Origin of the sequence: Pseudofrankia sp. DC12, assembly GCF_000966285.1 — a bacterium.
In the GTDB taxonomy this organism is placed as follows: Bacteria; Actinomycetota; Actinomycetes; order Frankiales; family Frankiaceae; genus Pseudofrankia.
Genome location: NZ_KQ031391.1, coordinates 1,721,809 through 1,747,107, shown reverse-complemented (window position 1 = coordinate 1,747,107; position 25,299 = coordinate 1,721,809). Strand labels below are relative to the sequence as shown.

17 protein-coding genes are annotated in these 25,299 nt (G+C 74.0%); 12 read left to right on the top strand and 5 right to left on the bottom strand.

Annotated elements, in window-relative coordinates; translation table 11 throughout:
- Positions 1-344: 344 nt before the first annotated feature.
- The 3 genes from FRADC12_RS07040 to FRADC12_RS07030 all read right to left on the bottom strand — a co-directional run bounded on the left by FRADC12_RS07040 (position 345) and on the right by FRADC12_RS07030 (position 3,143).
- Positions 345-890, bottom strand: a complete 546-nt coding sequence (locus tag FRADC12_RS07040; protein WP_045876041.1) for a GtrA family protein — start codon at positions 888-890, stop codon at positions 345-347.
- Positions 891-999: 109 nt separating this feature from the next.
- On the bottom strand, positions 1,000-1,824 hold the full coding sequence (locus FRADC12_RS07035) for a hypothetical protein (RefSeq protein WP_045876040.1): 825 nt from the start codon (positions 1,822-1,824) through the stop codon (positions 1,000-1,002).
- Positions 1,825-1,883: 59 nt separating this feature from the next.
- Positions 1,884-3,143, bottom strand: a complete 1,260-nt coding sequence (locus tag FRADC12_RS07030; RefSeq protein WP_045876039.1) for a hypothetical protein — start codon at positions 3,141-3,143, stop codon at positions 1,884-1,886.
- Between the two features lie 26 nt (positions 3,144-3,169).
- Between FRADC12_RS07030 and FRADC12_RS07025 the strand changes: the two genes are divergently transcribed.
- From FRADC12_RS07025 to FRADC12_RS06995, 7 genes are all read left to right on the top strand, one after another.
- Positions 3,170-4,273, top strand: a complete 1,104-nt coding sequence (locus tag FRADC12_RS07025) for an AAA family ATPase (RefSeq protein WP_045876038.1) — start codon at positions 3,170-3,172, stop codon at positions 4,271-4,273.
- A gap of 109 nt (positions 4,274-4,382) precedes the next feature.
- Positions 4,383-5,612, top strand: coding sequence for a vWA domain-containing protein (locus tag FRADC12_RS07020; RefSeq protein WP_045876037.1), 1,230 nt, complete (start codon positions 4,383-4,385; stop codon positions 5,610-5,612).
- 75 nt (positions 5,613-5,687) lie between these two features.
- On the top strand, positions 5,688-6,149 hold the full coding sequence (locus FRADC12_RS07015; protein WP_045876036.1) for an SRPBCC family protein: 462 nt from the start codon (positions 5,688-5,690) through the stop codon (positions 6,147-6,149).
- Entirely contained in the window at positions 6,146-6,508 is a 363-nt protein-coding gene (locus tag FRADC12_RS07010; protein ID WP_045876035.1) for an ArsR/SmtB family transcription factor, read from the top strand. The genes FRADC12_RS07015 and FRADC12_RS07010 overlap by 4 nt, the downstream gene beginning before the upstream one ends.
- A 29-nt stretch (positions 6,509-6,537) precedes the next feature.
- Positions 6,538-6,981, top strand: a complete 444-nt coding sequence (locus tag FRADC12_RS07005; RefSeq protein WP_045876034.1) for an SRPBCC family protein — start codon at positions 6,538-6,540, stop codon at positions 6,979-6,981.
- 412 nt (positions 6,982-7,393) lie between these two features.
- Entirely contained in the window at positions 7,394-8,914 is a 1,521-nt protein-coding gene (locus tag FRADC12_RS07000) for an amylo-alpha-1,6-glucosidase (protein ID WP_045876033.1), read from the top strand.
- Between the two features lie 449 nt (positions 8,915-9,363).
- Positions 9,364-10,638, top strand: a complete 1,275-nt coding sequence (locus tag FRADC12_RS06995) for a sigma-70 family RNA polymerase sigma factor (RefSeq protein WP_084010499.1) — start codon at positions 9,364-9,366, stop codon at positions 10,636-10,638.
- A gap of 572 nt (positions 10,639-11,210) precedes the next feature.
- On the opposite strand, the gene FRADC12_RS06990 is transcribed toward FRADC12_RS06995, so the two are convergent.
- Positions 11,211-13,265: an acetoacetate--CoA ligase gene (locus FRADC12_RS06990; RefSeq protein ID WP_198152814.1), complete on the bottom strand. Its 2,055-nt coding sequence runs from the start codon at positions 13,263-13,265 to the stop codon at positions 11,211-11,213.
- 205 nt (positions 13,266-13,470) lie between these two features.
- Here FRADC12_RS06990 and FRADC12_RS06985 point away from each other — a divergent pair, with 205 nt between their 5' ends.
- The 4 genes from FRADC12_RS06985 (at position 13,471) to FRADC12_RS06970 (ending at position 23,274) form a co-directional block, all read left to right on the top strand.
- The gene (locus tag FRADC12_RS06985; protein WP_045876032.1) at positions 13,471-14,775 is read left to right on the top strand and encodes an acetoin utilization protein AcuC; all 1,305 of its coding nucleotides are present in this window, start codon (positions 13,471-13,473) and stop codon (positions 14,773-14,775) included.
- A gap of 5 nt (positions 14,776-14,780) precedes the next feature.
- Positions 14,781-17,489 carry a bifunctional acetate--CoA ligase family protein/GNAT family N-acetyltransferase gene (locus FRADC12_RS06980; protein ID WP_045879198.1) on the top strand — a complete coding sequence of 903 codons (2,709 nt, stop codon included), beginning with the start codon at positions 14,781-14,783 and terminating at the stop codon, positions 17,487-17,489.
- A gap of 274 nt (positions 17,490-17,763) precedes the next feature.
- Positions 17,764-22,311 (top strand): ATP-binding SpoIIE family protein phosphatase, encoded by a 4,548-nt coding sequence (locus FRADC12_RS06975; protein WP_052710743.1) that lies wholly within the window; start codon positions 17,764-17,766, stop codon positions 22,309-22,311.
- A 141-nt stretch (positions 22,312-22,452) separates the two neighbouring features.
- On the top strand, positions 22,453-23,274 hold the full coding sequence (locus FRADC12_RS06970) for an ABC transporter ATP-binding protein (RefSeq protein ID WP_045876031.1): 822 nt from the start codon (positions 22,453-22,455) through the stop codon (positions 23,272-23,274).
- Positions 23,275-23,329: 55 nt separating this feature from the next.
- Here the strand turns inward: FRADC12_RS06970 and FRADC12_RS06965 are convergent, their stop codons facing one another.
- On the bottom strand, positions 23,330-23,812 hold the full coding sequence (locus FRADC12_RS06965; RefSeq protein WP_045876030.1) for a hypothetical protein: 483 nt from the start codon (positions 23,810-23,812) through the stop codon (positions 23,330-23,332).
- 1,014 nt (positions 23,813-24,826) lie between these two features.
- Here FRADC12_RS06965 and FRADC12_RS06960 point away from each other — a divergent pair.
- Positions 24,827-25,171, top strand: coding sequence for a histone-like nucleoid-structuring protein Lsr2 (locus FRADC12_RS06960; protein WP_045876029.1), 345 nt, complete (start codon positions 24,827-24,829; stop codon positions 25,169-25,171).
- Positions 25,172-25,299: the final 128 nt, after the last annotated feature.

The following is a 25,299-nucleotide window of genomic DNA, read 5'->3' as shown; positions in this document are numbered from 1 at the left end:
GCGGGCATTGGCAGCCCTCGGCCGTCCGGGCCGGCGCGATCTCTCCTGGACCCCGGCCAGGGAGGTCGTTGCCGATGTTGGGTTTGTTGTCGAGGAATCGTGTTGGGCGTGAGTCAGAACGTGGGCTACCCCGGCGGTTCACCGGGGTCGAGCGGCGGCTGCTTCGGTTCGCCGGGAAAACCGCAGGCCGCGAACAAGTCCCTCCGCCAGCTTGAGTGGCTCGACTGGTGGTCGCCAATCCTTCGCCACTGGCGGGGCTGCCCAACGCAATGCGAATGCGGCGTGGTGAATGAGTCACCATGCCCTGATGTCGATACTGACGTCATGGGCGTCTGGTTCCCGCGTCAGGCTTCCTGCGGGCTGTTGCCCCTGCGGTTCGGGCTTCCCCTGTCCGGGAAGACGACCCAGCGCATGACGCAGTACATGTAGATCGCCTCGCACGAACCCCCGACGAGCCGAGCGATGTGGTACTCGACGCCGAGGTGGGCGAGGCCGTCGGTGACACCCAGGATGAACGCCGCGTAGTTGATGGCGATGGCGACGAGGTAGATCGTGACCTGCCCGCCGACCGGGCCGTGGGAGCGGAAGTTGAAGCGGCGGTTCAGCAGGAAGCTCAGCCCGAAGGCCACCAGGTAGGAGAGCGTGATCACGGCGGGAAGCGGCCAATGCAGGCCAGAGCGGAAAACCGTCAGCAGGCTGAGGTCGACGGTGAACGTGAACCCGTTGATCACGGCGAAGCCGAGAACGCTGGGAGTGACGATCCGCGACAACCCGGACGGAAGACGCCGGGAGACGCTCTCCGTCGCGGCATGAAACCGCCCGGTGCGTGCGGCGGGAACGGTCGCGGCGTCCGGTCGTTCGACGACCGTCTGACCGGCTGGCTCGACCACGGGCCTTGGCCCTTCCTGCCGATGAGTACGCGTGCCGCCGGTAACGCTACTGCCCGACGGCGACTTCTCGGTGGCCAGATATGGAAGGGAGCGGACGTCGATACCGCCGTCACGGGGTGCGCAGGGTCAGCTGTTCGGGTGGGCCGCAGTCGGGGGCGATGGTGGTGAAGGTCCAGTCGCCGGCCGGGCCGGGCTGGGCGGTGAGGCAGAAATGGCCGGCGAGGGTGGCGAAGCCGCGGGCCCAGACGTCGCGCAGCCAGCTGAACGGCAGCTCCGCTGCGATGATGCCGTCCGGGCGGCGGACGACGGCCGGCGAGGCAGCCAGCCGGACGTCGAACGTGGGCCCGCCGCCGAGCCAGGAGCGGGCGGCGGCCAGCGCGCGCCCGTACAGGGCTGCGTGCAGTGCGGGAAGTGACTCGGCGACGCGCGGGTCGTCGTCGGCGATCCGTTGCGCCCAGGCGGCGACGACGGTGGCGACGAGCCGGTCGGGCAGCGTTCCCGGCAGGCGCAACAGCCCTGTCAGGGTGTCGTCGCGCGGTTGCCCGCCCGGGCCGTGGCCGCCGCCCGCGTAGTAGAAGCCGCCTGACCTGGCGCGGGCACGCGTCGGGCTCCCCGGGACGAACGACGCGGGCATCGCTGGGATATGCGGGGGTAGTGGGGGCCTGGCCATGGGTGGCGCGGGCATGGCCATCGCAGCCGGGACCGTGGCCATCCAGCCGCCAGGCCCGCCCGTGGCCGGGAGCCGGAGCGGGTCGACGCTGCCGCGGCTGGTGAGCAGCAGCACGTCGAGGTCGGCGCGGTGGCGCTGCCAGGCGTCGAGGATCGCGATGCAGGGCGCGGACTCGCCGCCGAGTGCGCCGAGCGTGCGTTCCCCGTCGGGATCCTCATGGTCGGGGGTGGCGAGGTTGCCGCCAGCCCACCGGATCCGGTGCATGCCGTCGCCACAGCGGACTGTCTCTTCGAGGGGTGTCAGCCCAGCCCACCAGCTCGGCGTCACGGGGCGGCGTCCCAGGTCAGGGGCACGGCAATCGTGACGCGGGCCCGGTCGGTGGTGAGGATGAGGTCGAGCCGCGTCGCTGCTGGATCGAGTGCCGGCCAGAAGTCGAGTGTGCCGGAGAAGGTGCTGCCGTCGCCGCCGCCCCAGCCCCAGGTACCCGGCTGACCGAGGTAGAAGTTGCCGAGGTCGTCTAGCGCGCCGGACGTGACGACGGTCCGGCCGAGGCTGGCGTCGCCGGCCATGCCGAGCTCGATCGGGCCGGCGATCTCGAAGTCGCACTGGAACCGGTCATCGGTCGAGGTCAGGTCCAGCAGGGTGGCCCTGATCCCGTCGAACACCGGCGTGGTCGCTCCGACGAACAGCGCCCGGCGCGGGCCGCCGGTGGTGCCGCGCCGGGCGAGCAGCGACCGCCAGTGCCCGGCCGCTAGCGTGGCCGGCAGGAGGTACGGCCCCGACTGGGGGATGAGCGCGTTGTAGACCGCGGCGATGGCGGCGATCGCGGGATCGGCGCCGTCGACGAGGCCGGCGGCCCGCAGCGCCCCGAGTGCGTGGGCCATCGCCCGGGGGCGCGGCTGCGCGCTGTCCACGGCCAGGCACTGGGCCAGGTAGCGCTCGACCGCGTCGGCCTCGGCCAAGTGGTCGATCGTGACCGCTCGGTCGCTCGCGTCCGGCCCGAGCACGACTCGTTCGCCATACAGCTCGATCCACCCGGTGTCCGGGGCCAGCGCGGGCCGCAGCGTCAGGAACCCGCGCCACTGAAGGGCCGTGCCGCCGCCGGAGAACGCCGACGAGGTGACCGTCGTGCCCCGGTCGTCGGTCACGCTGATCGAAGGCACCGTGGTGATGCCGATCGGCATGCCCGCCGGGCGGCGGGCCACGTCGGGCGAGACCCGCGCGTTGGACCGGAAGGTAATGGCGAGACGGGTCTCGGTCGGGCCCAGGATGGCGTAACGGATCTCCAGGTCGCCGGTAGGCTGCCTGATCACACGGCGGCCCGGAGCGATCCGGCGAGCCGGGAGCGGCGCGGCCGAGGGCGGCGGTCCGGACTGGGCCGGTCCGCCCTGTCCGCGCAGCGCGCGGGCCCGGGCGTAGTCGTCGACGACGCGTTGCGCCACCGGCCTGGCGACGGCGCCCACGGCCGCCAGGGCCCGCGCCTGCCCAGTCAGCGGGTCGCCGAGTGGATCCTGCGACGCACCGGAAAGCAGCAGTCGCTCGCCAAGCAGGCGGAGGTGGAGTTCGCCGTCAAATCCGTCCACCGCGGAGAGCCTGCCACACTGCGCATGTGGGTGGACAGTCTTCGGTAACCGGGGCGCTTGGCCTTGCCGTCGCGGCCCGGGTCCCGGTGCTGCTGTGGGGACCGCCCGGGACCGGCAAGACCTCGGCGATCCAGGCGATGGCCGAGGCGGCGGGCTGGCCGTGCGAGACGGTGATCTCCTCCATCCGGGAGCCCTCCGACTTCGCCGGGCTCCCGGTCGTGACCGGCCTCGGCGGGTCCGCCCGGGTGGAGTTCGCGCCGCCACGGTGGGCGACCCGGCTGGTCGGCGCCGGGCACGGGCTGGTGTTCTTCGACGAGATCTCCACCGCGCCGCCGGCGGTGCAGGCTGCGCTGCTTCGGGTCGTGCTGGAACGAACGGTCGGCGATCTCACCCTGCCCGACGAGGTCGCCGTCGTGGCCGCGGCCAACCCGCCGGAGCAGGCCGCCGACGGCTGGGATCTCTCCGCGCCGCTGGCCAACCGCTTCTGCCATCTGGACTGGCCGCTGGACCCACGCGCCGTGGCCGAGGGCTTCGCCGGCGGCTGGCCGACCGTCACGCCGCCCGCCCTGGCCGGCGACTGGCCCGACCAGGTCCCGGTGGCCCGCAGCTGGGTGGCCGGGTTCCTGACCGTACGGCCCGAGCTGACCATCGCCGTGCCTGAGCAGGCCCTGACCGCGGGGCGGGCCTGGCCGAGCCCGCGGACCTGGGAGATGACGGCTCGGCTGCTCGCCGCGGCGCGGGCCGCCGCCGTCGGCGACGGGATGGTCTCGCTGCTGGTGCGCGGCTGCGTCGGCCCGGGCGCCGGGGCGGAGTTCCTGACCTGGCTCGTCGAGGCGGACCTACCCGACCCCGAGTCCGTGCTGGCAGACCCGGACTCCTTCGTCCTGCCGGAACGGGGCGACCGGGCCTACGCGGCGCTTTCGTCGATCGCGGCCGTGGTCGCCGCGGACCCGGGCTCGGGGCGCTGGGAGCGCGGCTGGCGGGCGTTCGGGCGTGCCGCCCACGCGGCTCCCGACGTCGCGGCGGCCGCCGCCCGCACCCTGGCCCGCTGCCGCCCGGCCGGCGCGCCGATCCCACCCGAGGTGTCGACGTTCGCCCCACTGCTGCGCGAGGCCGGCCTGCTCGGATGAGCCGGCCTCGCGGGATGAGCCGGCCTTCTCGGATGGGCCGGCGCCCTCGGCTGAGCTGGCTTGCCCGGCTGAGCCGGCTTGTCGGGGTGAGCCGAGCGGACCAGCGGCGATGAGCGCGCTGACCGGGCCGGACCGGACGAAGATCGCCGCCGCGCGGATCTGGGCGGTCGCCCGCCAGCCCTACCTGGCCCGCGCCCTGTTCGCCTGCTCCGTCGTGGCCGCGCCCGCGAGCGGCACGATCGCCGTCGACCGGAACTGGCGGCTCTGCGTCGACCCCGACCTCCTGGCCGGCTTCGACCCGACTGAGCTGGGCCGGTTGTTCCTCCATCTCACCGGCCATCTGATCCGCGATCACGCGGCCCGGGCCGAGGCGAACGGCGTCACCGAAGACGAGGGCCGCGCCCGCTGGAACAGGTCCGCCGACGCGGAGATCAACGACGACCTTGAGGTCGACGGCTGCCGGCCGCGCGCGGCCCCCGACCTGCCGGGAGACCTTGACGCCCCGGCCGGACAGCTCACGGAGGCCTACTACCGGGTGGCCGTGCCCGGGCCCCGGCACTGGGACTGCGGGGCCGGTGCCGATGCCCGGCCCGCAGAGCGCGGCGGTGGCATCGAAACGGGGGACCACACGGCGGACGGGCCGCCCGGCGGGCTCTCACGTGCGCAGGGCGACCTGTTGCGGCTCGGCGTCGCCGCGGACATCCACCGCCAGTACGCGACCGACCCGGGCACGGTCGCCGGCGGCTGGCTGCGGTGGGCCGAGGCGATGCTGCCGTCACGGGTCGACTGGCGGCGGGTGCTCGCGGCCGAGATCCGCGCCGCGATCAGCGTCGCGGCCGGTGCGGTCGACTACAGCTACCGCCACCCGTCCCGGCGGGCGCGCGCCGCGCCCGGCGTCGTGCTGCCCACGATGCGCCGGCCGGTCCCCGAGGTGGCCATCGTCTGCGACACCTCGGGTTCCATGCACGAAGGCCTGCTCGCCCAGGCGCTCGCCGAGATCGACGGCATTCTGAGCCGGGCCGGGCTGCGCGGCGGCGGGGTCCGGGTGCTCGCGGTCGACACCACCGTGCCCACGCTGCGGCGAGTCAGCCAGGCCGGTCAGGTCCGCCTGGCCGGCGGAGGCGGCACGGACATGGGCGCGGGTATCGCCGCGGCCGCCAGGCTGCGCCCGCGCCCGTCGACGATCATCGTGCTCACCGACGGCTACACCCCTTGGCCCGAGCAGCCTCCGCCCGGCGTCCGGGTCGTCATCGGCCTGCTGCGCGAACCCGGTCTGGGCACCACCGGGCCGAACCCGCCTGGGTGGGCTCGCACGGTGGTCATCGAAGCCACGCACTGAAGAAGCAACCGATGGTTGCGTAACGCCGGTTCCGCGGCTAACCTCAAGGGCAACCAAATGTTGCGGGAGGCTGCCATGGAGCTCGGCACCATCGAGCGCGAGATCTACATTGACGCGTCGCCCGAGGTCGTCTTCGAGGTGGTGAGCAGTCCCGACCACGTCAAGGAGTGGTGGCCGGACGACGCCCGGTACGAGCCGACCCTCGGATCCACGGGGGAACTCGTCTTCGGGGACCGCGACGCGGGCGGGACCGTGATGGCCTTCACGGTCGTCGAGGCGTGGAAGCCGCGGACCTTCGCGTTCCGCTGGACGCACCCGGCCGACCAGGCCGCGGCGGCGGGCAACTCGCTGCTGGTCACCTTCGAGCTGGTCCCCTCGGGCGCCGGCACGCTGCTGAAGATGACCGAGACCGGCTTCCGCGAGCTGGGCTGGGAGGCCGCGGTCCTGGAGCAGCAGTACAACGACCACGTCTCCGGCTGGGACTTCTACCTGGCGCGCCTGGGGCCGTACGTCGCGAAGCTCGGGGTGCGGCCGTGAGCAGCGCGGTCGCCGAGAAGGTCGACGACGACCTCTGGTCCGCGATCGGGGACCCGACCCGCCGCCGCCTGCTCGACCTGCTGCTCATCGACGGCACCGGCACCGCGACCTCGCTGAGCCGGCAGCTTCCGGTCACCCGCCAGGCGGTGGCCAAGCACCTCGGCGTTCTGGACCGGGTCGGCCTGGTCCAGGCGGCGCCGGCCGGCCGCGAGAAGAGATACCGGGTGGACGACGCCCAGCTCGCGCGCGCCGTGGCGCAGCTGACCGCGGTCGGGTCGGCGTGGGACGCCCGGCTGCGGCGGATCAAGGGGATCGCCGAGTCGATCCAGCGTGCCCAGGCCGACAGGCAACAGGACTGACAGGACTGACAGGACTGAGGAGAGCCGAGATGGTGGACATCCTGCACAGGGTCGGAACGAACACCCCGACGCCGGAGAAGGTGTACGACGCGCTGACGACGGTCGAGGGCCTCGCCGGCTGGTGGACCGAGGACACGAAGGGAAGCGGCGACCTCGGCGGGGTGCTGGCGTTCCGGTTCCCGGTCGGTGGTTTCGACATGGAGGTCGTTGAGCTGCGGCCGGCCGAGCGGGTGGCCTGGCGAGTGGTCGACGGCCCCGAGGAGTGGGTCGGGACGACGGTCGGCTGGGACCTGCGGCAGAACGGCGACTACACGATCGTGCTGTTCAGCCACGCGGGCTGGCGCGAGCCGGGGGAGTTCATGCACCACTGCAGCACCAAGTGGGGCTCGTTCCTGATGAGCCTGAAGTCGCTGGTGGAGACGGGCGCGGGCGCGCCCGCGCCGCGAGACGTGCAGATCAGCGACTGGCACTGAGCAGGCGGCCGGCCGGGCCCGGGGCACGGGTGCCCGGGGCCGGCGGCGCGCTCGGCCCTGGCCGGGCCGGCGGGATCGCGGCCGCGCGGCGAGTGATCTCGTCGCGTGACGTTGTGGTTACCAGGGCTTGCCGCGGGATGGTCGGCGCGACGGTCTCCTGTCCCGGCCGCGGCGGCGCGGGGGCCGGGAAAAACTTCGGTCGCCGGCGGCCCTTCCGTGGGTCTTCCGGCGTCCCTGCGGGCGGCTCGTGGACCCTGCGGCCGGCCGCCCATCTCCGGCGGAAATGCGCCATTTTCACGATCGTGCCTGGTAGACGGCCCAATGGTCTGCGAAGGCCAAGAAACGCCGTGACCGGGGCTGCTTGTAACGGGTTGCCGGCTCCGACGCAACAGTAGCTGGATACCCTCGCACGATGCCCGCTCCGAGGTCCGCTGGTTCCTCAGCCCCCACGTTGCCCCCTGACCTGCAGTCTTTGCGCGCGACAGCCGTCGAAGTACTGCGCGGCAACGACCTGGGCGACGTCACCCGGCCGTCCCCGACTCTGTATCCACACCAGTGGCTGTGGGACTCGTGTTTCATCGCGATCGGGCTGCGCCACGTCGACCCGGCCCGGGCCGCGGCCGAGGTGCTCTCGCTGCTGCGCGGCCAGTGGCCGAACGGCATGATCCCGCACGTGATCTTCGCCGAGGTCGACGACTTCTACCACGCCGGCCCGCAGCGGTGGCGGATCGACCGGGTCACCACGACGGCCTCGGGCGCGCTGAGCACCGGGATCACCCAGCCGCCGATGATCGCGGAGGCCGCCCTGCGGGTGGGCGAGATGCTCGACCCGAAGGCCCGCGCGGACTTCTACCGCGCCCTGCTGCCTGGCCTGATCCGCTTCCACGAGTTCCTGCACTTCGAGCGTGACCCGGACGACGACGGCCTGGTCACGCTGGTGCACTCCTGGGAGTCGGGGATGGACAACACCCCGCCCTGGATGGAGGCCACGCTCCCGATCACCCCGCGCCGGGTGAACGTGCTCAAGCGGCTGGGCGCGGCCGAGGCACTGGACGCGATGCGCCGGGACTCCAAGGAGGTCCCGGCGGAGGAGCGCCTCACCTCGGCCGAGCTGTTCACCCTCTACCGGGTGGTCCGGGAACTGCGCCGCAGCGGGTATGCCTTCCGGAACATCCGGGAGACGGACGTGCCGCTGGTGCAGGACGTCGCGTTCAACGCGATCCTCGTCCGGGCCGACGACCACCTGGTCGAGATCGCGGCCGAGGCGGGCGTGACGCTTTCCAAGCGGCTGACCCGCCAGATGCGCCGCTGCCGCGAGGCGATGGAGCGGCTCTGGTCGTCCTCGACCTACTACAGCTGCGACTTCCGTACCGGTGAGCTGCTGCGCCACGAGACCGTCGGCGGTTTCCTGCCGCTGTACGCGGGCGTCGTGCCTGAGGAGCGGGTCGACGCGCTGGTCAAGGCGATGACCTCGCCACGGTACTGGCCCCGCTACGGCGTCGCGAGCGTGCCCGCCGACGACCCGGTCTTCGAGCCCCGCTGCTACTGGCAGGGCCCGGTCTGGATCAACATCAACTGGCTGCTCGCCGACGGGCTGGAGCGGTACGGCCGACACGACGCGGCCCGCGAGCTGCGCGCGAACGTGCTGAACCTGATCGTCAACTCGGGGGAGATGTTCGAGTATTACTCGCCGCTGGACGGCTCGGGCGCCGGCAGCAACAGCTTCTCGTGGACCGCGGCGCTGCTGCTCGACCTGTTGGCCCGCGAGGACCTGCCCGAGATCCAGGCCGAGGCGGCGCGGATGGCGAGTGGGCGGCCAGGTGTCGCCGGGGTGCCGGACGCCCGGCGGGCCGGCGACGACGCCGTGGTGGGGCGGTCCGCCGGCAGCGGGATCCTCGGCGGCGACGGCCATGCTGCTGGGGACGCCGGCTAGACGGCCGCGGCGCGCCCGAGCGGCCGGCGACCCCGTGTGGGGTGGATCACAAATGTGGTGTCGTTACACGCCGCGCGCAGGGTACTCCGTCTGATGCTGGACGTGTGACGCTCGAAGGTGGGACGGCAACCGTCTACACGTGACGTGTGTTTCTGTGCAGAGGGTGCCGTTCCAACCGCGAGACGTTGTGAAAAGCGTCCGAGGGGCGTGTGCTGTAGGGAAGAACTGCCTAGATAGTTCGTCGTTTCAGCCACAACGGCCGATCGGCGGGGTAGTCTTCGCGACAAGCGAGTACAGCGTCCCGAGGTCGAGGGTCTACACTGCGGCGTAGGCCCGGCGTTCGCTGCCGTCCGGCTGTGCCTGCGCGGGGAATCGGTTCGCGTCGTCAGACGTTACCTCCACGTGCAAGGACGACGACCCACTCGCACCGACCTTCGGATCTATCACTGATGACGCTGTCTGCTCTGGAACTTCACGACGACGCCCCGCGCGCGCGTACCAGCGCGCGGCGCCCGCGTCGGTCGACTTCCGCTGCCCGTACCTCTTCCGCCCGTACCCTGACGGCAGTCGCCGAGGACATTGACGAACTCGACGTCAGCACTGTCGCGGAGCTGATCGCCCGCGGTCGCGAGTCCGGCGAGGTCAGCCGGTCCGAGCTGCGCGAGGCCCTCGAGACCGCCGACGTCGGCACCGAGCTGCTGCCCGCGCTGGTCGCCAGGCTCGTCGCGGCCGGCGTCGAAGTGGTCGAGGAGGAGGACGGCGCGGAGCGATCCGCTGCCCCGTCCGAGCCCGGCCGCGTGACGGCTGAGCACGCTGGCACCGCCGACCTCGTGCGCATGTACCTGCGCGAGATCGGCCGGGTCCCGCTGCTCAACGCCGCCCAGGAGGTCGAGCTTTCCAAGCGGGTCGAGGCCGGCCTCTTCGCCGAGCACAAGCTCAACACGGCAGGCGACCTCGAGCCCGACCTGCACCGTGACCTGAAACTGCTGGTCCGCGACGGCGAGGCCGCCAAGCAGCAGCTGGTCTCGGCCAACCTGCGTCTGGTCGTCTCGGTCGCCAAGAAGTACAGCGGCCGTGGCATGACGCTGTTGGACCTGGTGCAGGAGGGGAACCTCGGTCTCATCCGCGCGGTCGAGAAATTCGACTACGCCAAGGGATACAAGTTCTCGACCTACGCCACCTGGTGGATTCGCCAGGCCATCGGCCGCGCGCTGGCCGACCAGGCCCGGACGATCCGGATCCCCGTCCACGTGGTCGAGCAGATCAACAAGATCACTCGACTGCAGCGCCAGCTCGTCTCGACGCTCGGCCGCGAGCCGACCGACGAGGAGCTCGCGCTCGAGCTCGACATGCCGCTCGAGCAGGTCGTGGAGCTGCGCCGGTACGCGCAGGACACGGTCAGCCTGGAGACCACCGTCGGTGACGATGGCGACTCCGTGCTCGGCGACTTCATTGAGGACTCGGACGCGACCTCGCCCGCGGACGCCGCCTCGTACGGCGCCATGCAGGACGAGATCGACCACGTGCTCGGCAACCTGTCCCCGCGCGAGCGGGAGGTGATGCGCCTGCGGTTCGGCCTCGCCGACGGCAAGCAGCACACCCTGGCAGAGGTGGGCAACCGCCTCGGCCTGACCCGCGAGCGCATCCGCCAGATCGAGCGCGACACCCTGCGCGAACTTCGCAAGCCCGCCGTAGCCGGCCGCCTGCGTGAGTTCCTCGATTAGCAAGTGTTAGTCGGAGGCCCGTCCCCAACAAAGGGGGCGGGCCTTCTTCGTATGCGGAGCCTCCACCCAGTGGCCGTCGCCATGATCGCCGTTTCGGCCCTCCGGTGGTTGCGAAACATCTCCAGGTACGACCACCAGGACCCTGCTGGCTAATTCGGGAAAGCCTCGGGTGATCTAGAAGAGGTGCCCAGACATACGCCACATAACGGACGCCGGAACGACCGCTCGCCCCCTGATCGGCGGCCAGTCCCGGCCGAGTCGTAGCTGCGTGTAATTGGCCAGCAGGATCCACCAGAGGGCCAAAACGGCGATCATGGGCTGTCGGGGCTGCTGTATTTCTGGTTCGCTCCGTCCGGGCGCGGCGCTACGGCCCCTTGCTCGCTGCGCTCGCAAGGGACCTCCGCGCCACGTCCTCCTCCGCTCACGGGCGCTCCGGCGACCTCCGCTGCGGCACCCCCACGTCGCTGCGCTCGTGGGGATGCCTCCGCGGAGGCGCGCCTGCGCGCCCGCACGGTCGCCTGCCGCTGCACGTTGCGGACGGGCTGAGGTGCGCGGGAACCGCCGAGACCGCTCTAGCGGATGAACGGCGCGAGGGCCTCGGGGTTGGCGACGGCGGCGAGGCTGACGGCGCGGTCGAGGGGGACGCCGGCGAGGAGGCGCTTGACCGGGACCTCCAGCTTCTTGCCGGTCAGGGTGCGGGGGACGTCGAGGATCTCGATGATGCGGTCGGGCACGTGCCGCGGTGAGAGCTCGGCGCGGATCTCGGCCTTGAGCGCGGCGGCCCGTTGCTCGGTAAGCGTGCCGCGCTTCTTCATCACGACGAACAGCAGCAGTTGGCCGCTCTGGCGCGGCCCGGCCGAGGTGTCGGCGACCAGGCTGTCCCGCACGCCGTCGGACCGTTCGACCACCCGGTAGAGCTCGGCGGTGCCAAGCCGGATGCCGCCCCGGTTGAGGGTCGCGTCCGAACGGCCCTCGACCACCACGCCACCGGACGGGGTCAGCCGGGCGAAGTCGCCGTGCCGCCACACCCCGGGGTACGTGGAGTAGTAGCTCTCCCGTAGCCGGGAGCCGTCCCGGTCGCCCCAGAACAGCAGCGGCATCGACGGCATCGGCGCCGTCACGACCAGCTCGCCGACCTCGTCGACCAGTGGCTTGCCCGCCTCGTCGAACACGTCGACGGCGCAGCCCAGCGCCCGTCCGCCCATCTCGCCCGCGCGGACGGGGGTGGTCGGCAGCGCAGCGGCCAGCGGCCCGCACACGTCGGTGCCGCCGCTGATCGAGGTCAGCAGCACGTCCGGCTTCACCGAGTCGTACACCCACGCGTAGCCGTCGGTCGACAGCGGCGAGCCGGTGGAGCCGACGGTCCGCAGCGTCGACATGTCGGACACGACGCAGGGAGCCAGGCCCTTGCCCAGGCAGTCGTGGATGAACGCGGCCGACACCCCCAGGCAGGTCAGCTCCAGGGCCTCGACCAGGCGCCACAGGGTGGAGTTGTCCGGGAACGTCGGGCTGCCGTCGTAGAGGACGATCGTCGAGCCGACGAGCATGCCGGAGATGAGGAAGTTCCACATCATCCAGCCGGTCGTCGTGAACCAGCAGAATCGGTCGTCCGGGCCCAGATCAAGGTGCAGCGCCAGGGATTTGAGGTGTTCCAGCAGGATTCCGCCGTGACTGTGCACGATGGGCTTCGGAAGGCCGGTGGTGCCGGACGAGTAGAGAATCCACAGTGGCGCCGCGAACGGCATCGGCTCGAATGTCGGCGTCTCGGCCAGGCCGATCACGAGCTCGTCCCACCAGGTCATCCCGGGCAGCCGCATCCGGAGCGCCCGCTCGACCACGTCGGCCGCGACATAGGGCACGACGACGGTGGCGGCCAGATCCGGCAGCGACTGCACGAGCTCGCCGATGTTGTGCAGGATGTCGTGCGGCGTGCCGTTGTAGGTGTAGCCGTCGACGACGATCAGTACTTTCGGGGCGATCTGGCTGAACCGGTCGGCGAGCCCGGACGGGCCGAAATCCGGCGAGCAGCTCGACCAGACGGCGCCGATGCTGGCCGTGGCCAGCATCGCGATCACCGCGTGCGCGCAGTTCGGCAGCACCGCCGCGACCCGGTCGCCACGGTGAACGCCCAGCCGGCGCAGCCCGGCGGCGCACCGGGCCACCTGGCGCCGCATCTCGTCCCAGGACAGCACGACCGTGGCCGCGTCCTCCCGGATCGCGATCACAGCTGGTTCGGGCCCGCGGCGGCTGAGCGCGTTCTCGGCGTAGTTGACCTTGGCGCCGGGGAACCAGGTGGCGCCGGGCATCCCGGCACTGGCCAGCGCCGGGCCGTCGCCGCGCTCGCCCCGCAGGCCGCAGAAGCTCCAGATCGACTCCCAGAACGGGCCCAGCTCGGTGGCCGACCAGCGCCACAGCTCGTGCTCGTCGGCGAACCGTGTTCCGTACTCGGCGGCGATGAACTCCCGGTAGTGCGTCACGCCGGCGTCGCGGACCCGTTCCGGCGAGGGCTCCCAGAGCAATGTTCCCTCGCGGACCCCCCCACCGGAGCCGTCCGCGCCGCCGGGGGTCTGCGTGTACTGGTTGCCCGCCACGCGACCGACCCTAGTGACTGGGAGCCGGCTTTCCATCGCCTGCCACCACACACCAGGCGGAAAGTAATCTCGCGGTCTTGTCCGGCCGCCACGCTCAAACGGGCCGTATCCGTCTGGAAACCCCGCGCAATGGCTGGGCCCGGCTTCCGGACGGAACGGACGGGCTCCGTCACCGCCGGGCGGCGCGGGGACCGGTGGACGTGGGGCTCCATCCCAGGCCCAGGACGGCTACCGTCGCGGTATGGACGCGAGCGGCCGCGAGTCCGGCGCACCGGCGGGGCCCGGCCAGGAGCCGGCGGAGGCCGGCCGGGACACGCTGGTGGTCTGGGACGACGACCTGCTCGGGTACGACTTCGGCCCGCACCACCCGATGCACCCGGTCCGCCTCGCGCTGACCATGGAGCTGGCGGCGCGGGCCGGGGTGCTCGCCACCCCCGGCCTGACCAGGGCCGCGGGGTCGCTCGCGACCGACCAGCTGATCGAGCTGGTCCACGACCCGGCCTACGTCGCCGCCGTCCGGCACGTCGGCGCCCCCGGAGGCGGCAACCCGCGGCTGGCCGCGATGTTTGCGCTCGGCACCTCGGACAACCCGGTGTTCCGCGGCATGCACGAGGCAGCCGCTTCGGCGACCGGCGCGACCCTGACGGCGGCCAGGGCGGTCTGGTCGGGCACCCACCGGCATGCGGTGACGATCGCCGGCGGGCTGCACCACGCGATGCGGGCCGGCGCGAGCGGCTTCTGCGTCTACAACGATCCGGCCGTCGCGATCGCCTGGCTGCTGGCGAACGGCGCCAGCCGGGTCGCTTACGTCGACGTGGACGTCCACCACGGCGACGGGGTCCAGAACGCGTTCTACGACGACCCGCGTGTGCTGACGATCTCGCTGCACCAGTCGGGCCGCACCCTCTTCCCCGGGACCGGCTTCCCGGCGGAGAGCGGGGCGGGCGACGCCGAGGGCACGGCCGTGAACGTCGCGCTGCCGCCGGGCACCGGCGACGCCGGCTGGCTGCGCGCGTTCTCCGGCGTCGTGCCGGTGCTGCTGCGCCAGTTCCGGCCGGACGTGCTGGTCACCCAGCACGGCTGTGACACCCACGCCCTGGACCCGCTGGCCGACCTGCGGCTGACGGTCGACGGCCAGCGGGCCTCCTACGACGCCCTGCACGAGCTGGCCCACGAGGTCGCGGGTGGCCGCTGGGTCGCCTGCGGCGGCGGCGGGTACGCGCTGGAGACGGTCGTCCCGCGGGCCTGGACGCACCTGCTCGCGATCGCGGCGCACGCGCCGCTGCCGGTGGACCGCCCGCTTCCGACCGAGTGGCGCGAGGCCGCGCCCGGCCGGGTCGGCGTCGCCACCGGGCGGGGGCCGGCGCGGGACGACGCGGCGATAGCCGCGATGCCGACCGCGTTCGGTGACGGCGGCGGTCCCGTGACCTACCGTGGGTGGGACGCCGGCGAGGGCGACCCGGACGACCCGCTGGACCGCGCGGTCGCCGAGACGAGGCGTGAGATCCTTCCGCTGCACGGGCTCGACCCGTGGCGCGACCGCTGACCGGCATGGGGTACCCGGCCGGCTGGGAAGCCGACGTGATCCTCTCTGACGGCGGCACGGCGCACATCCGGCCGATCCTGGCGAGTGACGGGCCCCGGCTGCTGGACTTCTGGGACCGGCTGTCGGAACGCTCGATCTACCTGCGGTTCTTCGGAGTGCGCCGCGGCCTGTCCGCGGCGGACGTCCGGCGGTTCACCGTCGTCGACCAGTCGGTGCGCGGCGCGCTGATCGCCCTCATCGGCGAGGACATGGTCGCGCTCGCGCACTGGGAGGGCACCGCGGCCTCGTCGCAGGAGGGCACCGCGGCCTCGCCGCAGGACGGCGACGCGGCAGTGCGGCCGGCCGGCTCGGCGGCTTTGCCGCTGGACGACCCCCCGGCGCCGCCGGGGGGATCAGCGCTGCCGGCCGCGCGGTCTGGCCCTGACGGCGCGGCGTTGGTGCGCCCGGCGTCGGCGGCCGAGGTCGCCTTCCTCGTCGAGGACGCGCAGCAGGGCCGTGGCGTCGGCTCGGTGCTGCTCGAGCACTTGGCGGCGGCGGCCTGGGAGCGGGGGATCCGCCGGTTCGACGCGGACGTGCTGGCCGAGAACCAGAACATGATCAGGGTGTTCCTGGACGCCGGCTACAAGGTCGCCCGGCAGTGGGACTCCGGCGCGGTCCGGCTGTCCTTCGACATAGAGCCGACGGAGACGTCCGTCGACGTCATGCGGTCCCGCGAGCACCGGGCCGAGGCCGCGTCGATCGGCCGGCTGCTGCGGCCCCGGGCGGTGGCGGTCCTTGGCGCGTCGCGGCGGCCCGGCGCCACCGGCAACGCGGTGCTGCGCAACCTGCTGGACGGCGGGTTCGCCGGCCCGGTCTACCCGGTGAACCCGGCCGCCGCGGCCGACCCGGGCGCGGTGTCGTCGGTCCGGGCGTTCGCGCGCGTCGAGGACATCGACGGCCCGGTGGACCTCGCGGTGCTGTGCGTGCCGCCCGCCGAGACCACGGAGGTCGTCGAGGCCTGCGGGCGCCACGGCGTGCGCGGTCTCGTCGTGATCACCGACCTGCGTGACGAGCCGGCCGAGGCCACGCTGGCCGCCGCCGCGCGTGCCGCCGGGATGCGCGTGGTCGGGCCGGCGAGCCTCGGCATCCAGAACCCTGCGGTGGGCCTGAACGCCTCGCTGGCGGGCCAGATGCCGCCACCCGGACGGATCGGGTGCTACTCGCAGTCCGGGCCGCTGGGGACCGCGATGCTGACGGCGGCCGAGACCCGTGGCCTCGGCATGTCGGTCTTCGTCTCGGCCGGCGACCGGGCCGACATCTCGGGCAACGACATGCTGCAGTACTGGGAGGACGACCCGGCGACCGAGGTCGCGCTGCTGCACCTGGAGACGTTCGGCAACCCGCGCAAGTTCGCCCGGCTGGCCCGCCGGGTCGGCCGCGGCACCCCGGTGGTGGTCGTGCGGGCTGGGCGTTCCGAGCTGGACACGGCGCTGCTGCGGCAGGCCGGCGTGATCTCCGTGGACCGGGTGCCGGCCGGCTTCGACGTCGCGCAGCTGCTCGCCAGCCAGCCGTTGCCGCGCGGCCGGCGGCTGACGGTCATCGGCGACTCGCGTGCGCTGGTGCGGCTCACCGTCGAGGCGGCCGAGGCCGCCGGGCTCACCGTCGAGTCCGTGCTGCTGAAGCTCGGCAGCGCGCCGGAGCCGTTCGCGGCGGCCATGCTGGCCGCGGCGCCGACGTCGGACGCGCTGATGGTCACCGTCGCCCCGCTGCCGCCGCAGCCGGTCGCCCCGCTCGCCGCCGCCGTCGCCTCCGCCGCGGCGACCCTGGACATCCCGGTCCTCGCGGGCGTCCTCGGCGGGACCCGGATCCCGGAGCTCGGCGCGGTACCGGCCTACCCCTCACCCGAGGGCGCGGTGGCCGCGCTGCGGGAGGTGGTCTCCTACGCCCGCTGGCGGTCCCGTCCGCTGGGGACGGTGCCGGCGCTGGCGGTGGACCTCGACACGGCCCGGACCCTGGTCGCCGGCCGGTCCGGGCCGCTCGACGACGAGGCCGGCGCGGCGCTGCTGGCCTGCTACGGCGTCGAGGTCGAGCCGATGATCAGGGTGGACAGTGCGGACGCCGCGGTCGAGGCGGCGCGCCGGCTCGGCTGGCCGGCGGTGCTCAAGGCCCGGTCCCGGCCGTACCGGCACCGCCCCGAGCTGGGCGGGCAACGGCTCGGGCTGCTCGACGAGGCGGCGGTGCGGGCCGCCTGGGCCTCGCTGCGCGACCGGGTCGGGCCGGACGCGCCGCTGGTGGTGCAGCGGCAGGTGGCCACCGGGGTGCCCGTCGTGCTCGGCTCGGAGGAGCACCCCCGGTACGGCCCGCTGGTGTCGTTCGGGCTGGCCGGGCCGACGACCGACCTGCTCGGCGACCGGGCCTACCACATCCTGCCTCTCACGGACGTGGACGCGGAGCGGCTGGTCTCGTCGGTGCGAGCAGCGCCGCTGCTGTCCGGCTACCGCGGCTCCGAGCCGGTGGATGTGGCCGCGCTGCGGGAGCTGATCCTGCGGCTGGCGCGGCTGGCGGACGATCTGCCCGACGTGGCCCGGCTGATGCTCGACCCGGTGATCGTGTCGGTGCGCGGGGTGACGGTGCTCTCCGCCGAGGTCGTCGTCGGGCCGCCGCCGCGGCGTGCCGATGCCGGGCCCCGTCGCTACTGGACCGCTCCGGTCCGGGCCGTCGACCCGATCTCCTGACCCGCCACGCGGCTACCCGGCCGCCGTCGGTTGCGTCACACCTGCCGCCGGTTGCCCCGGCGAACGGGTCGCTACCCGCCGTCGTAATGTCCCACTCGGTGAGAATCGTGCCGCGGACCGGCGCGGACCGGTGTCCCGGATGCGCCTCGTGGCGGTGTGGAACCGCTGCCAGGTCTGTCCGGGCTGCTCTGGAAGCCTCAAGTCGAACGTCGCCAGACAGCAGGGTTCGGCCCGGTTCCACACAACATGTTCCCACCGTCGACAATTGGGACCCATGACGCCGTCCTCTGCCGCCGAGCCGTCCGGCCGCCCGCCCGCCGGTCAGACCGGTGGGTACGCCTCGCCCTACCCGGACCAGGGATACGGCGTGCCGGAGGACAACGACAACCGGCCTGGCGCCGCGCCCTGGCCGCCCGCGCCACCGGCCGGTGGCCACGACTGGGACGACCGCAACTGGAGCGGCGGCCAGGACTGGAGCGCGTCCGCCGTCTGGCCGCCGAGCGCGACGGCTCGGACCGAGCCGGGCCATCCGGTCGGCCTCGCCCAGCCGCCGGGCGGTTCGCCCTACCCGGACGCGGGTGGGCCGCGCGGCTACGACCCGGCGAACGGCTCGCACGGCGGCGTCCTGAGCAACGGCGCGCACGGTGAGGGCTCCGCCGCAGCCGGCGACGACACCTACGGCCCCGGGGCCACCACCTATAGCGACGCGACGTATGCCAACGGCGCCTACGGCGACGGCGGGTACGGCAACGGCGCCTACCGGGACAGCGGCTACGGGGGCTACGACCGACCGCCGTACGGCGGCCAGGGCCAAGCTGACGGCTACGGCGGCCAGGGCCAGGGCCAGAGCCAGGGCCAGAGCCAGGGCCAGGGTGACGGCTATGGCGGCTACGCGGCGGGCGGCCCGAACGGCGGGTACGCCGGCTACGAACAGAGCGGCTACGACCGCGGCGCCGAGGCGGCCGGCAGCTACGGCCCTGGCTATGGCGGATTCGAGGTCGGCGGGCCGAGCGTCGGCGGGCCGAGCGTCGGCGGTTCCAGCGTCGGGGCACCGAGCGCCGGTGGGCCAGGTCCGGGCGGATCCGGCAGCGGCGGCGGCGCGCCCTCCGTGGGCAGCGCCGGCTACGGCGCGGCACCGGTCGTCCCTGGGCTCGGTGCCACCCGGCAGGCATACGGCCAGAGCCCCTATGGCCCCGGCGCGCGGCCCACCGGCTCCGTGCCGGTGGGCGACCCGTCGGGCCGGCAGCCGGGCTCCGAGCAGGCCCGCTCCGGTGCGCCCGGGCTCGCGACCACGCCGCCACCCCAGCCACCGAGCTATCCGCCGGGCGAGGCGCCACCGTTCGGCGGTCCGCCCCCGCCCCCCGCACCGGTCTCCGCGCCGCCCCCGCCTCCGGCCCCGCCCGCTGCGCCGTCCAGCGCCGCGAACCCGTTGGCCGTTCTCGGCGGGCAGCCGGCGCCCGCCGCGGCCGGTGCGGCGCCCGGCGGTGCGACCGGGGCCGGCGGGGCGCTGCCGACGTCGGCCGCCGTCGCCGAGACGCTGTTCACCCGGGCGCCGATCGCGCTGGCGTTCCACGACGCCGCCGGCCGGTACGTCCGGGTCAACGAGGTGCTGGCCCGGCTGAACGGCCGGACCGTCGCGGAGCACATCGGGCGCACCGCTCCCGAGCTGCTCGGCGAGATCGGCCACGAGCTGGCCAACTTGCTCGGGCGGGCGCTGCGCACGGGTGAGCCCGTCGGTGATCTCGAGATGAGCGTCGCGACCGGAGCGGGTGGCCCGACCCAGACCTGGCAGGCGAGCTGGTACCCGGTGCCCGGGACCAGTGGCGCGCCCCTGGGCGCCGTCTTCGTCGCGATCGACGTCAGCGCCCGCCGGGACGCGGAGCAGGATGCGGCGCGTGAACGGGAGCGGACCCGGATGCTGGCCGAGGCGACCGGCGCGGACGTGCTGCGCGCCGGCCCGGACGGCACGCTCGACGCCGACCTGCCGCGCTGGCGGACCTTCACCGGGCAGCGGCGAGCCCAGTCCGACGGCTTCGGCTGGCTGGACGCGGTGCATCCCGCCGACCGGGACACCGTCCGGCGGGCCTGGCAGGCCGCGCTGGACCACGGTGAGAGCTTCGAGGCCGAGTTCCGGGTGCTGGGCGCCGACGGCGCCGAGCGCGTGGTCACCGCGCGGGCGCTGACCGGCGCGGCCGGCGGCGAGTGGGTCGGTGCCCTGACGGACATCACCGACCTGCGGGCCGCCGAGGCCGCGGCCGAGGCCGCGGCGGGCCGAGTCCGGGCCGCCACCGACCGGGTCGAACAGATCCAACGGGTGACCAGCGCGCTGGCACGGGCGGTGACCAGTGAGGACGTCGTCTCGGTGGTCATGGAGGCCGGCCGGGTGCTCGGCGCGGCCGGCCGTGGCGTGGCGCTGATCGACGACGCCCGCGAGACACTCGTGTTCCGGGCACTGGCGGGCTACTCGGCGGAGCACACCGCGCGTTGGTCCCGGATCGGCCTGGGCGCCGTGCACCCGGCCGCCGAGGTCGTGCGCGGCCGCCGGCCGTTGTTCCTCACCAGCCGCGACGAGCTGACGGCTCGCTGGCCGGTGCCCGACCTCGTCGCCGCGGTCAACGCGGCCGAGGACCGTTCCTGGGCGCTGCTGCCGCTGGCAACCGGTGACACCCCGGTCGGGGTGCTGCTGTTCGGCTTCCCGACCCCCCGGGACTTCATCCTCGACGAGCGTGGCTACCTGGAGCTGCTCGCCGATCAGTGCGCGCTGGCCTTCGAGCGGGCCGCGCTGTTCGAGAGCGCGCTCGCGCAGGCGGCCGCCGGCCGGGTGGCCCAGGAGAACACCGCGGCGGCCCGGGCGGCCGCGGACCGGTCGGCCCGCCGGCTGGGCGTGCTCGCCGCCGTCAGCACCGCCCTGGCGACCGGAGCCGGGCCCGCCCCGGCGAGCACACCGGACCGGGCGCTGCGCGCGCTGACCGAGGCCGCCGTCGGTGAGCTCGCCGACGCCTGCGTCGTCTACCTGCTCGCCGACCCGGCCGCCGAGCATTCCGCCGCCGACGGCTCAGGGCCGGAAGCCACCGGGCCGGCGGGCGGCGAGGACTCCGCTCCCACCGCGCCGGCGCCCCAGCTGGTCCGCGTCGCGGCGACCGCCCCGACCGGGGCCGCCGCGCTGCCCCGCCCGCGGCCGCTGCGCTGGCCGGCGGCCAGCGCAGTCGGCCGCGCGCTGGCCACCGGCCAGCCCCAGCTAGCCGTCCTGCGTGACGCCACGGGCTCGGCCCCGGCCGGGCCAGCCGGGGACGCGCCGGGTTCCGAGCGGGTCCTGCCGTCGGTCCAGACACTGGCGGCGCCGGCCACGGACGAGGTGCGCTGGGCCCGGCGGGCTGGCGCGACCACGATCGCCGCCGCGCCGGTCCTGCGGGGTGGACGGTCCGTCGGCGTCGTCGCGCTGGCCGCGCTCGGGGACCGGCAGCCGCTCGCCGAGGCCGACCTCCCGCTGGTGGCCGAGCTGGCCGCCCGCGCGGCGGACGCGGTCGACCGGGCCGAGCTCGCCGCGGCCGCGGCGCCGGCGGCGCTGGCCGCGAGCCGCCGGGCCGCCGCACGGTCGCTCACGCCGGCCGGGCTCGCCGTGGTCGCCCGGCACCGCCCCGGTGAGGGCGGCGTCAGCTGGGACTGGTTCGACGTGATCGACCTCGGCGCTGGCCGGGCCGCCCTGGCGATCGGCAACATCGCCGGTGGCGACGCCGCGGCCGCCGTGATGGACGCGCTGCGGGCCTCGGTGCGCGCCTGCGCCCGGCTCGACCTGCCGCCGCACGAGGTGATCACCCTGCTGGACGGCGTGCTCGGCGACCTGGCCGCCGAAGGCCGCCGGGCTGACCTGGCCGGTCACGTCGACCTGGCCGGTCACGTCGACCTGGCCGCCGGCTCCGCCGTCGTCGCCGGTCCGGGCGAGGCCGACCTGCCCGTGCGGCTCGCTACCTGCATCTACGCGGTCGTCGAGACCGACTCGGGCCGGGTCACGCTGGCCAGCGCCGGTCATCCGCCGCCCCTCGTGGTGGCGCCCGACGGGCTGGTCTCCCGGCTCTACATGGAGGTCGGCCCCGCGCTGGGCTCCCGGCGCGACGACGTCAAGGAGTACGTCGTCCGGCTCGGGCCTGACTGGCTGCTCGCGCTGTTCACCGACGGGCTGGTCGCCGCCGACGGCCGCGAGCTGGACACCGGGGTGTCGCAGCTGGCGGGCGCGCTCGCGCGGCCCGGCGTGCCGCTGTCCGAGCTGGCTGACGAGGCGTTCGCGCTGCTCGGCCCGGCGGCGGGTGCCAGCGAGGCCGCCGTCTCTGGCCCCGCCGTCCAGGCGGCCGGCGGCGCGGCCGAGGATCCGCTGACCGTCGACGCGGCCCTGCTGGTCGCCCGGCTGCCCGCGGCCCCACCGCCCGGTGCGACCGTGGAGATCCCGGTGGACGGCGGCGCGGCCGACCTCGCGACCGCCCGGGCCGCCGCCCGGGCCGCGCTGGCCGACTGGGCGCTGCCAGCCGACGCGCTGGAGACGACCGTGCTGGTGCTGTCCGAGCTGGTCGGCAACGCGGTCGCGCACGGCCGGGCGCCGGTCGACGCCCGGGTCCGCCGGCTCGCCGACCGGGTCGTCGTCGAGGTCGCCGACGGCGGTGGGCGACTGCCGCGGCGCCGCCACGCCGGCGTCGACGAGGAGGCCGGCCGGGGCCTCGACCTCGTCGCCACCCTCGCCGACCGCTGGGGAGCCCGGCCGTCCGCCGACGGCAAGGTCGTCTGGGCCGAGATCGGGCCGGCCGCGTTCCTGCCTGGTCAGCCCGGCTGAGCCGTCCCGTCACCCGGGCGAGGAGCGGCGACCGTCGCCCGGGCCCGGCCCGGCGCGCCCGGCCGCGCGCCGGGCCGGAGTGCCGCCTCCAGCGGCAAACGCCACCCGGTCGCTTCGATCCCGACCGGTAACGTGAGCTCCATGGCGGACACGATCGTGAGCCTCGACGCGGTCAGCGTGCGGCGAGACGGGGCGGCGTTGCTGTCCGACGTGAGGTGGAGGGTCACGGCCGGGCAGCGCTGGGTCGTGCTCGGGCCGAACGGCGCCGGCAAGACGACGCTGCTGTTGGTCGCGGCCGGCCGGCTGTTCCCGACCGCGGGCGCCGTCGACCTGTTCGGCTCCCGGCTGGGCTCGGTCGACATGCGTGAGCTGCGCTACCGGGTCGGGCTGGTCAGCTCGGCGCTCACCGAGACGCCGCCGCCCGACGAGCGGGTGCTGGACGTGGTTCTCACCGCCGCGTGGGCGGTGTTCGGCCGTGGCTACGAGCGGTATGACGACGTCGACGTGGCCAGGGCCGCCGGGCTGCTGCGCCAGTTCGGCTGCGGCGCGCTGGTCGACCGCTGGTTCGGCACCCTCTCCGAGGGAGAGCGCAAGCGGGTCGCGATCGCCCGCGCGCTGATGACCGACCCCGAGCTGCTGCTGCTGGACGAGCCGGCCGCCGGCCTCGACCTGGGTGCGCGGGAGGCGTTGTTGCGCCGGCTCACCCGATTCGCCGCCGATCCGGCCGCGCCCGCGATGGTGATGGTCAGTCATCACGTCGAGGAGATCCCGGTCGGCGTCACCCACGCCCTGCTGCTGCGCGGCGGTCGGGTGGTCGCCGCTGGCCCGGTCGAGGAGACGGTCACCGCCGGGCCGCTGTCCGAGTGCTTTGGAATCCCGCTGGACGTGACGGTCACCGCGGGCCGCTTCACGGCCCGCCTGGCACCTCACCCGCCGCGCCCCCGGGTCGTCGCGCCGGCCTGAGCGGGCCGCTGGAGCCACGGCCGGGGTGGTGCCGGCAAATCAGGTGCGATACCGGCTAGACCTGGTCCAGAAGGGCCCACAGGCTTCCCGCGCCCTGTACTTGGGCGCCGGTCTCGGTAATGCGGGCGCGCAGCGCTCGATCCGAAGTGAAGACGAGCACGGGTGGAGCCGCGGCGAGCGCCGCCGCCACGATCGCGTCGTCGCCCGGCCCCGGTGCGTGCACGACCGTCAACGTCCGAGCTGAATCGACGGGGCGGTCGGCATTCTCAGCAGACCCGGGTTGGGTTTCGGAGTACACCGTCCCGGCCTCGACGCCGGCCCGGGCCGCGCCTTCCAGGACGAGAACGGCCCGCTCCAGCCGGGCGAGCGGGCCGCCAGGGGCCGTTGCTCCGGCCGGCCCCGAGGCCGGTTCGGCGGCGAGCAGGCGCAGAATCCGCCTGTGAAGGCGGGCGGCGGCGCCCGGGCGGTCACGCCACCAGCCGTCCGGACGGGAACCGACCACGTTTGCCGCGTCGACGACCCAGGTTCGCGCGGTCATCACGGGGCGCCAACCTGACGTGGCGGAATGATGGCGCTGATCCGGGAGGTCACCGGACGGACGCCGAGGGGCAGGCGAAAGGCCGGCGGGTGGGCCGTTCCGGCGGACCATCGGTCAAGGTTTCCCATTCGTGCTGCCGACTCGTGCCGGCCTCCCCCTGCGAAAGCTTGTCCCATACGGGAGACGGCGGCCGCCGGATGCCGACCGTAGCGAGTCCAAAGCCCGCAGACACAGCGCGGCTCTGTTTGCGGAGCAATGACGTCCCACCGGCCGCTGACCGTCGCGTTGGGCTGGCTCCCGGGCCGCCGTACCCGTGCGCCGTCGTGGCCCATCTGTCCCCAAGGGTGTGAAGCTCCGGGTCCGGGCGGGTGATTCCGTTGACACGATGGGCCTTCTATCACGCCCCGCCGCGGTGGACTCTTTAGGTTCCGCTGACCGATCCACCGGTGCGACACCGTTCCGCGGGCGCAGGCATCGCCGGACGGCAACCGGGCGAACGCGGAAGCCCGTCATCAGGGTTCCGGCCCTGGCTGGCCCTTGATGGACATCACACCCATAGGCGAAGCACCAAACCACCGTGCCCGCCGATTCGTCGGGCTGCCGTAGGCTCGGCCCGGTCCGGAGCGGGGGAGGCTGAATCGGCGGGGAACCGTACGAAGCGCCGGGCGACGGCCTTGATCGCGCCATTGTCGAGGCGTCGGCTTCTCTGCTGGCACTCTTGGCGCGGGGTAGCTCCCAGATGCCGACGGGAGCTCGCCGGCAGACATTGCGGCGCGCCGGAAGCCGAGCCGAAGCGCCATGTGGTCGATTCGAGGATCTCGCCCGTAGGCCGCGTCCGCGCGTAGCGGAGTCCGCACGGATCTGCGTCGGCAGATCTGCGTGCGGCGCTGAATCGTCGGCCACCCGGCTCGCCACCTCGAACCAGTCGCGAACGTTCCCCGTGTTCTCGTGGTAATACTAGACGCGTGAGTTCTGGGGTCCGCTGACCTGAACCGCTGACCTGAAGGAGTTGACATGGCCCAGAAGACCATCGTCTCGTTGATTGACGATCTCAGCGGCGAAGAGGCCGACGAGACCGTCCGGTTCGGCCTCGACGGCGCGCAGTATGAGATCGACCTCTCCGAGAAGAACGCGACCAAGCTGCGTGAGTCGCTGGCTCCGTTCGTGGCCGCCGCCCGTCGTTCGGGTGGTCGCGCCTCGGGCAGCCGCCGCGCCGTTGCTCGCGCCACTTCTCGCCGTGGCGGCGGAACGGACCGGACCGCCGACATTCGTGAGTGGGCGCGCAGCAACGGCTACACCGTGAGTGACCGCGGCCGTATCGCCTCCAACATCGTCGAGGCGTACGAGAAGGCCCACTAGTTCGCGGCGGGTTCGGGTTCGCCTGCTAGCCGGTCTTCGGCCGGCTTCGCTGGAGGCAGCGAACCAGAGGTCTGCCACCGGGACACGTCCCCCGACAATCCGCCAGCGCGGCTTGCCGGCGGCCCCGG

What these genes read in the sequence shown, in the direction of transcription:
- FRADC12_RS07000 (WP_045876033.1), top strand. Translation starts at nt 7,394, where the DNA reads ATGCCCGCTCCGAGGTCCGCTGGTTCCTCAGCCCCCACGTTGCCCCCT.
- FRADC12_RS07005 (WP_045876034.1), top strand. Translation starts at nt 6,538, where the DNA reads ATGGTGGACATCCTGCACAGGGTCGGAACGAACACCCCGACGCCGGAG.
- FRADC12_RS06965 (WP_045876030.1), bottom strand. Translation starts at nt 23,812, where the DNA reads ATGACCGCGCGAACCTGGGTCGTCGACGCGGCAAACGTGGTCGGTTCC.
- FRADC12_RS06960 (WP_045876029.1), top strand. Translation starts at nt 24,827, where the DNA reads ATGGCCCAGAAGACCATCGTCTCGTTGATTGACGATCTCAGCGGCGAA.
- FRADC12_RS07035 (WP_045876040.1), bottom strand. Translation starts at nt 1,824, where the DNA reads ATGCACCGGATCCGGTGGGCTGGCGGCAACCTCGCCACCCCCGACCAT.
- FRADC12_RS07015 (WP_045876036.1), top strand. Translation starts at nt 5,688, where the DNA reads ATGGAGCTCGGCACCATCGAGCGCGAGATCTACATTGACGCGTCGCCC.
- FRADC12_RS06995 (WP_084010499.1), top strand. Translation starts at nt 9,364, where the DNA reads ATGACGCTGTCTGCTCTGGAACTTCACGACGACGCCCCGCGCGCGCGT.
- FRADC12_RS06975 (WP_052710743.1), top strand. Translation starts at nt 17,764, where the DNA reads ATGACGCCGTCCTCTGCCGCCGAGCCGTCCGGCCGCCCGCCCGCCGGT.
- FRADC12_RS06990 (WP_198152814.1), bottom strand. Translation starts at nt 13,265, where the DNA reads ATGGAAAGCCGGCTCCCAGTCACTAGGGTCGGTCGCGTGGCGGGCAAC.
- FRADC12_RS06970 (WP_045876031.1), top strand. Translation starts at nt 22,453, where the DNA reads ATGGCGGACACGATCGTGAGCCTCGACGCGGTCAGCGTGCGGCGAGAC.
- FRADC12_RS06985 (WP_045876032.1), top strand. Translation starts at nt 13,471, where the DNA reads ATGGACGCGAGCGGCCGCGAGTCCGGCGCACCGGCGGGGCCCGGCCAG.
- FRADC12_RS06980 (WP_045879198.1), top strand. Translation starts at nt 14,781, where the DNA reads ATGGGGTACCCGGCCGGCTGGGAAGCCGACGTGATCCTCTCTGACGGC.
- FRADC12_RS07020 (WP_045876037.1), top strand. Translation starts at nt 4,383, where the DNA reads ATGAGCGCGCTGACCGGGCCGGACCGGACGAAGATCGCCGCCGCGCGG.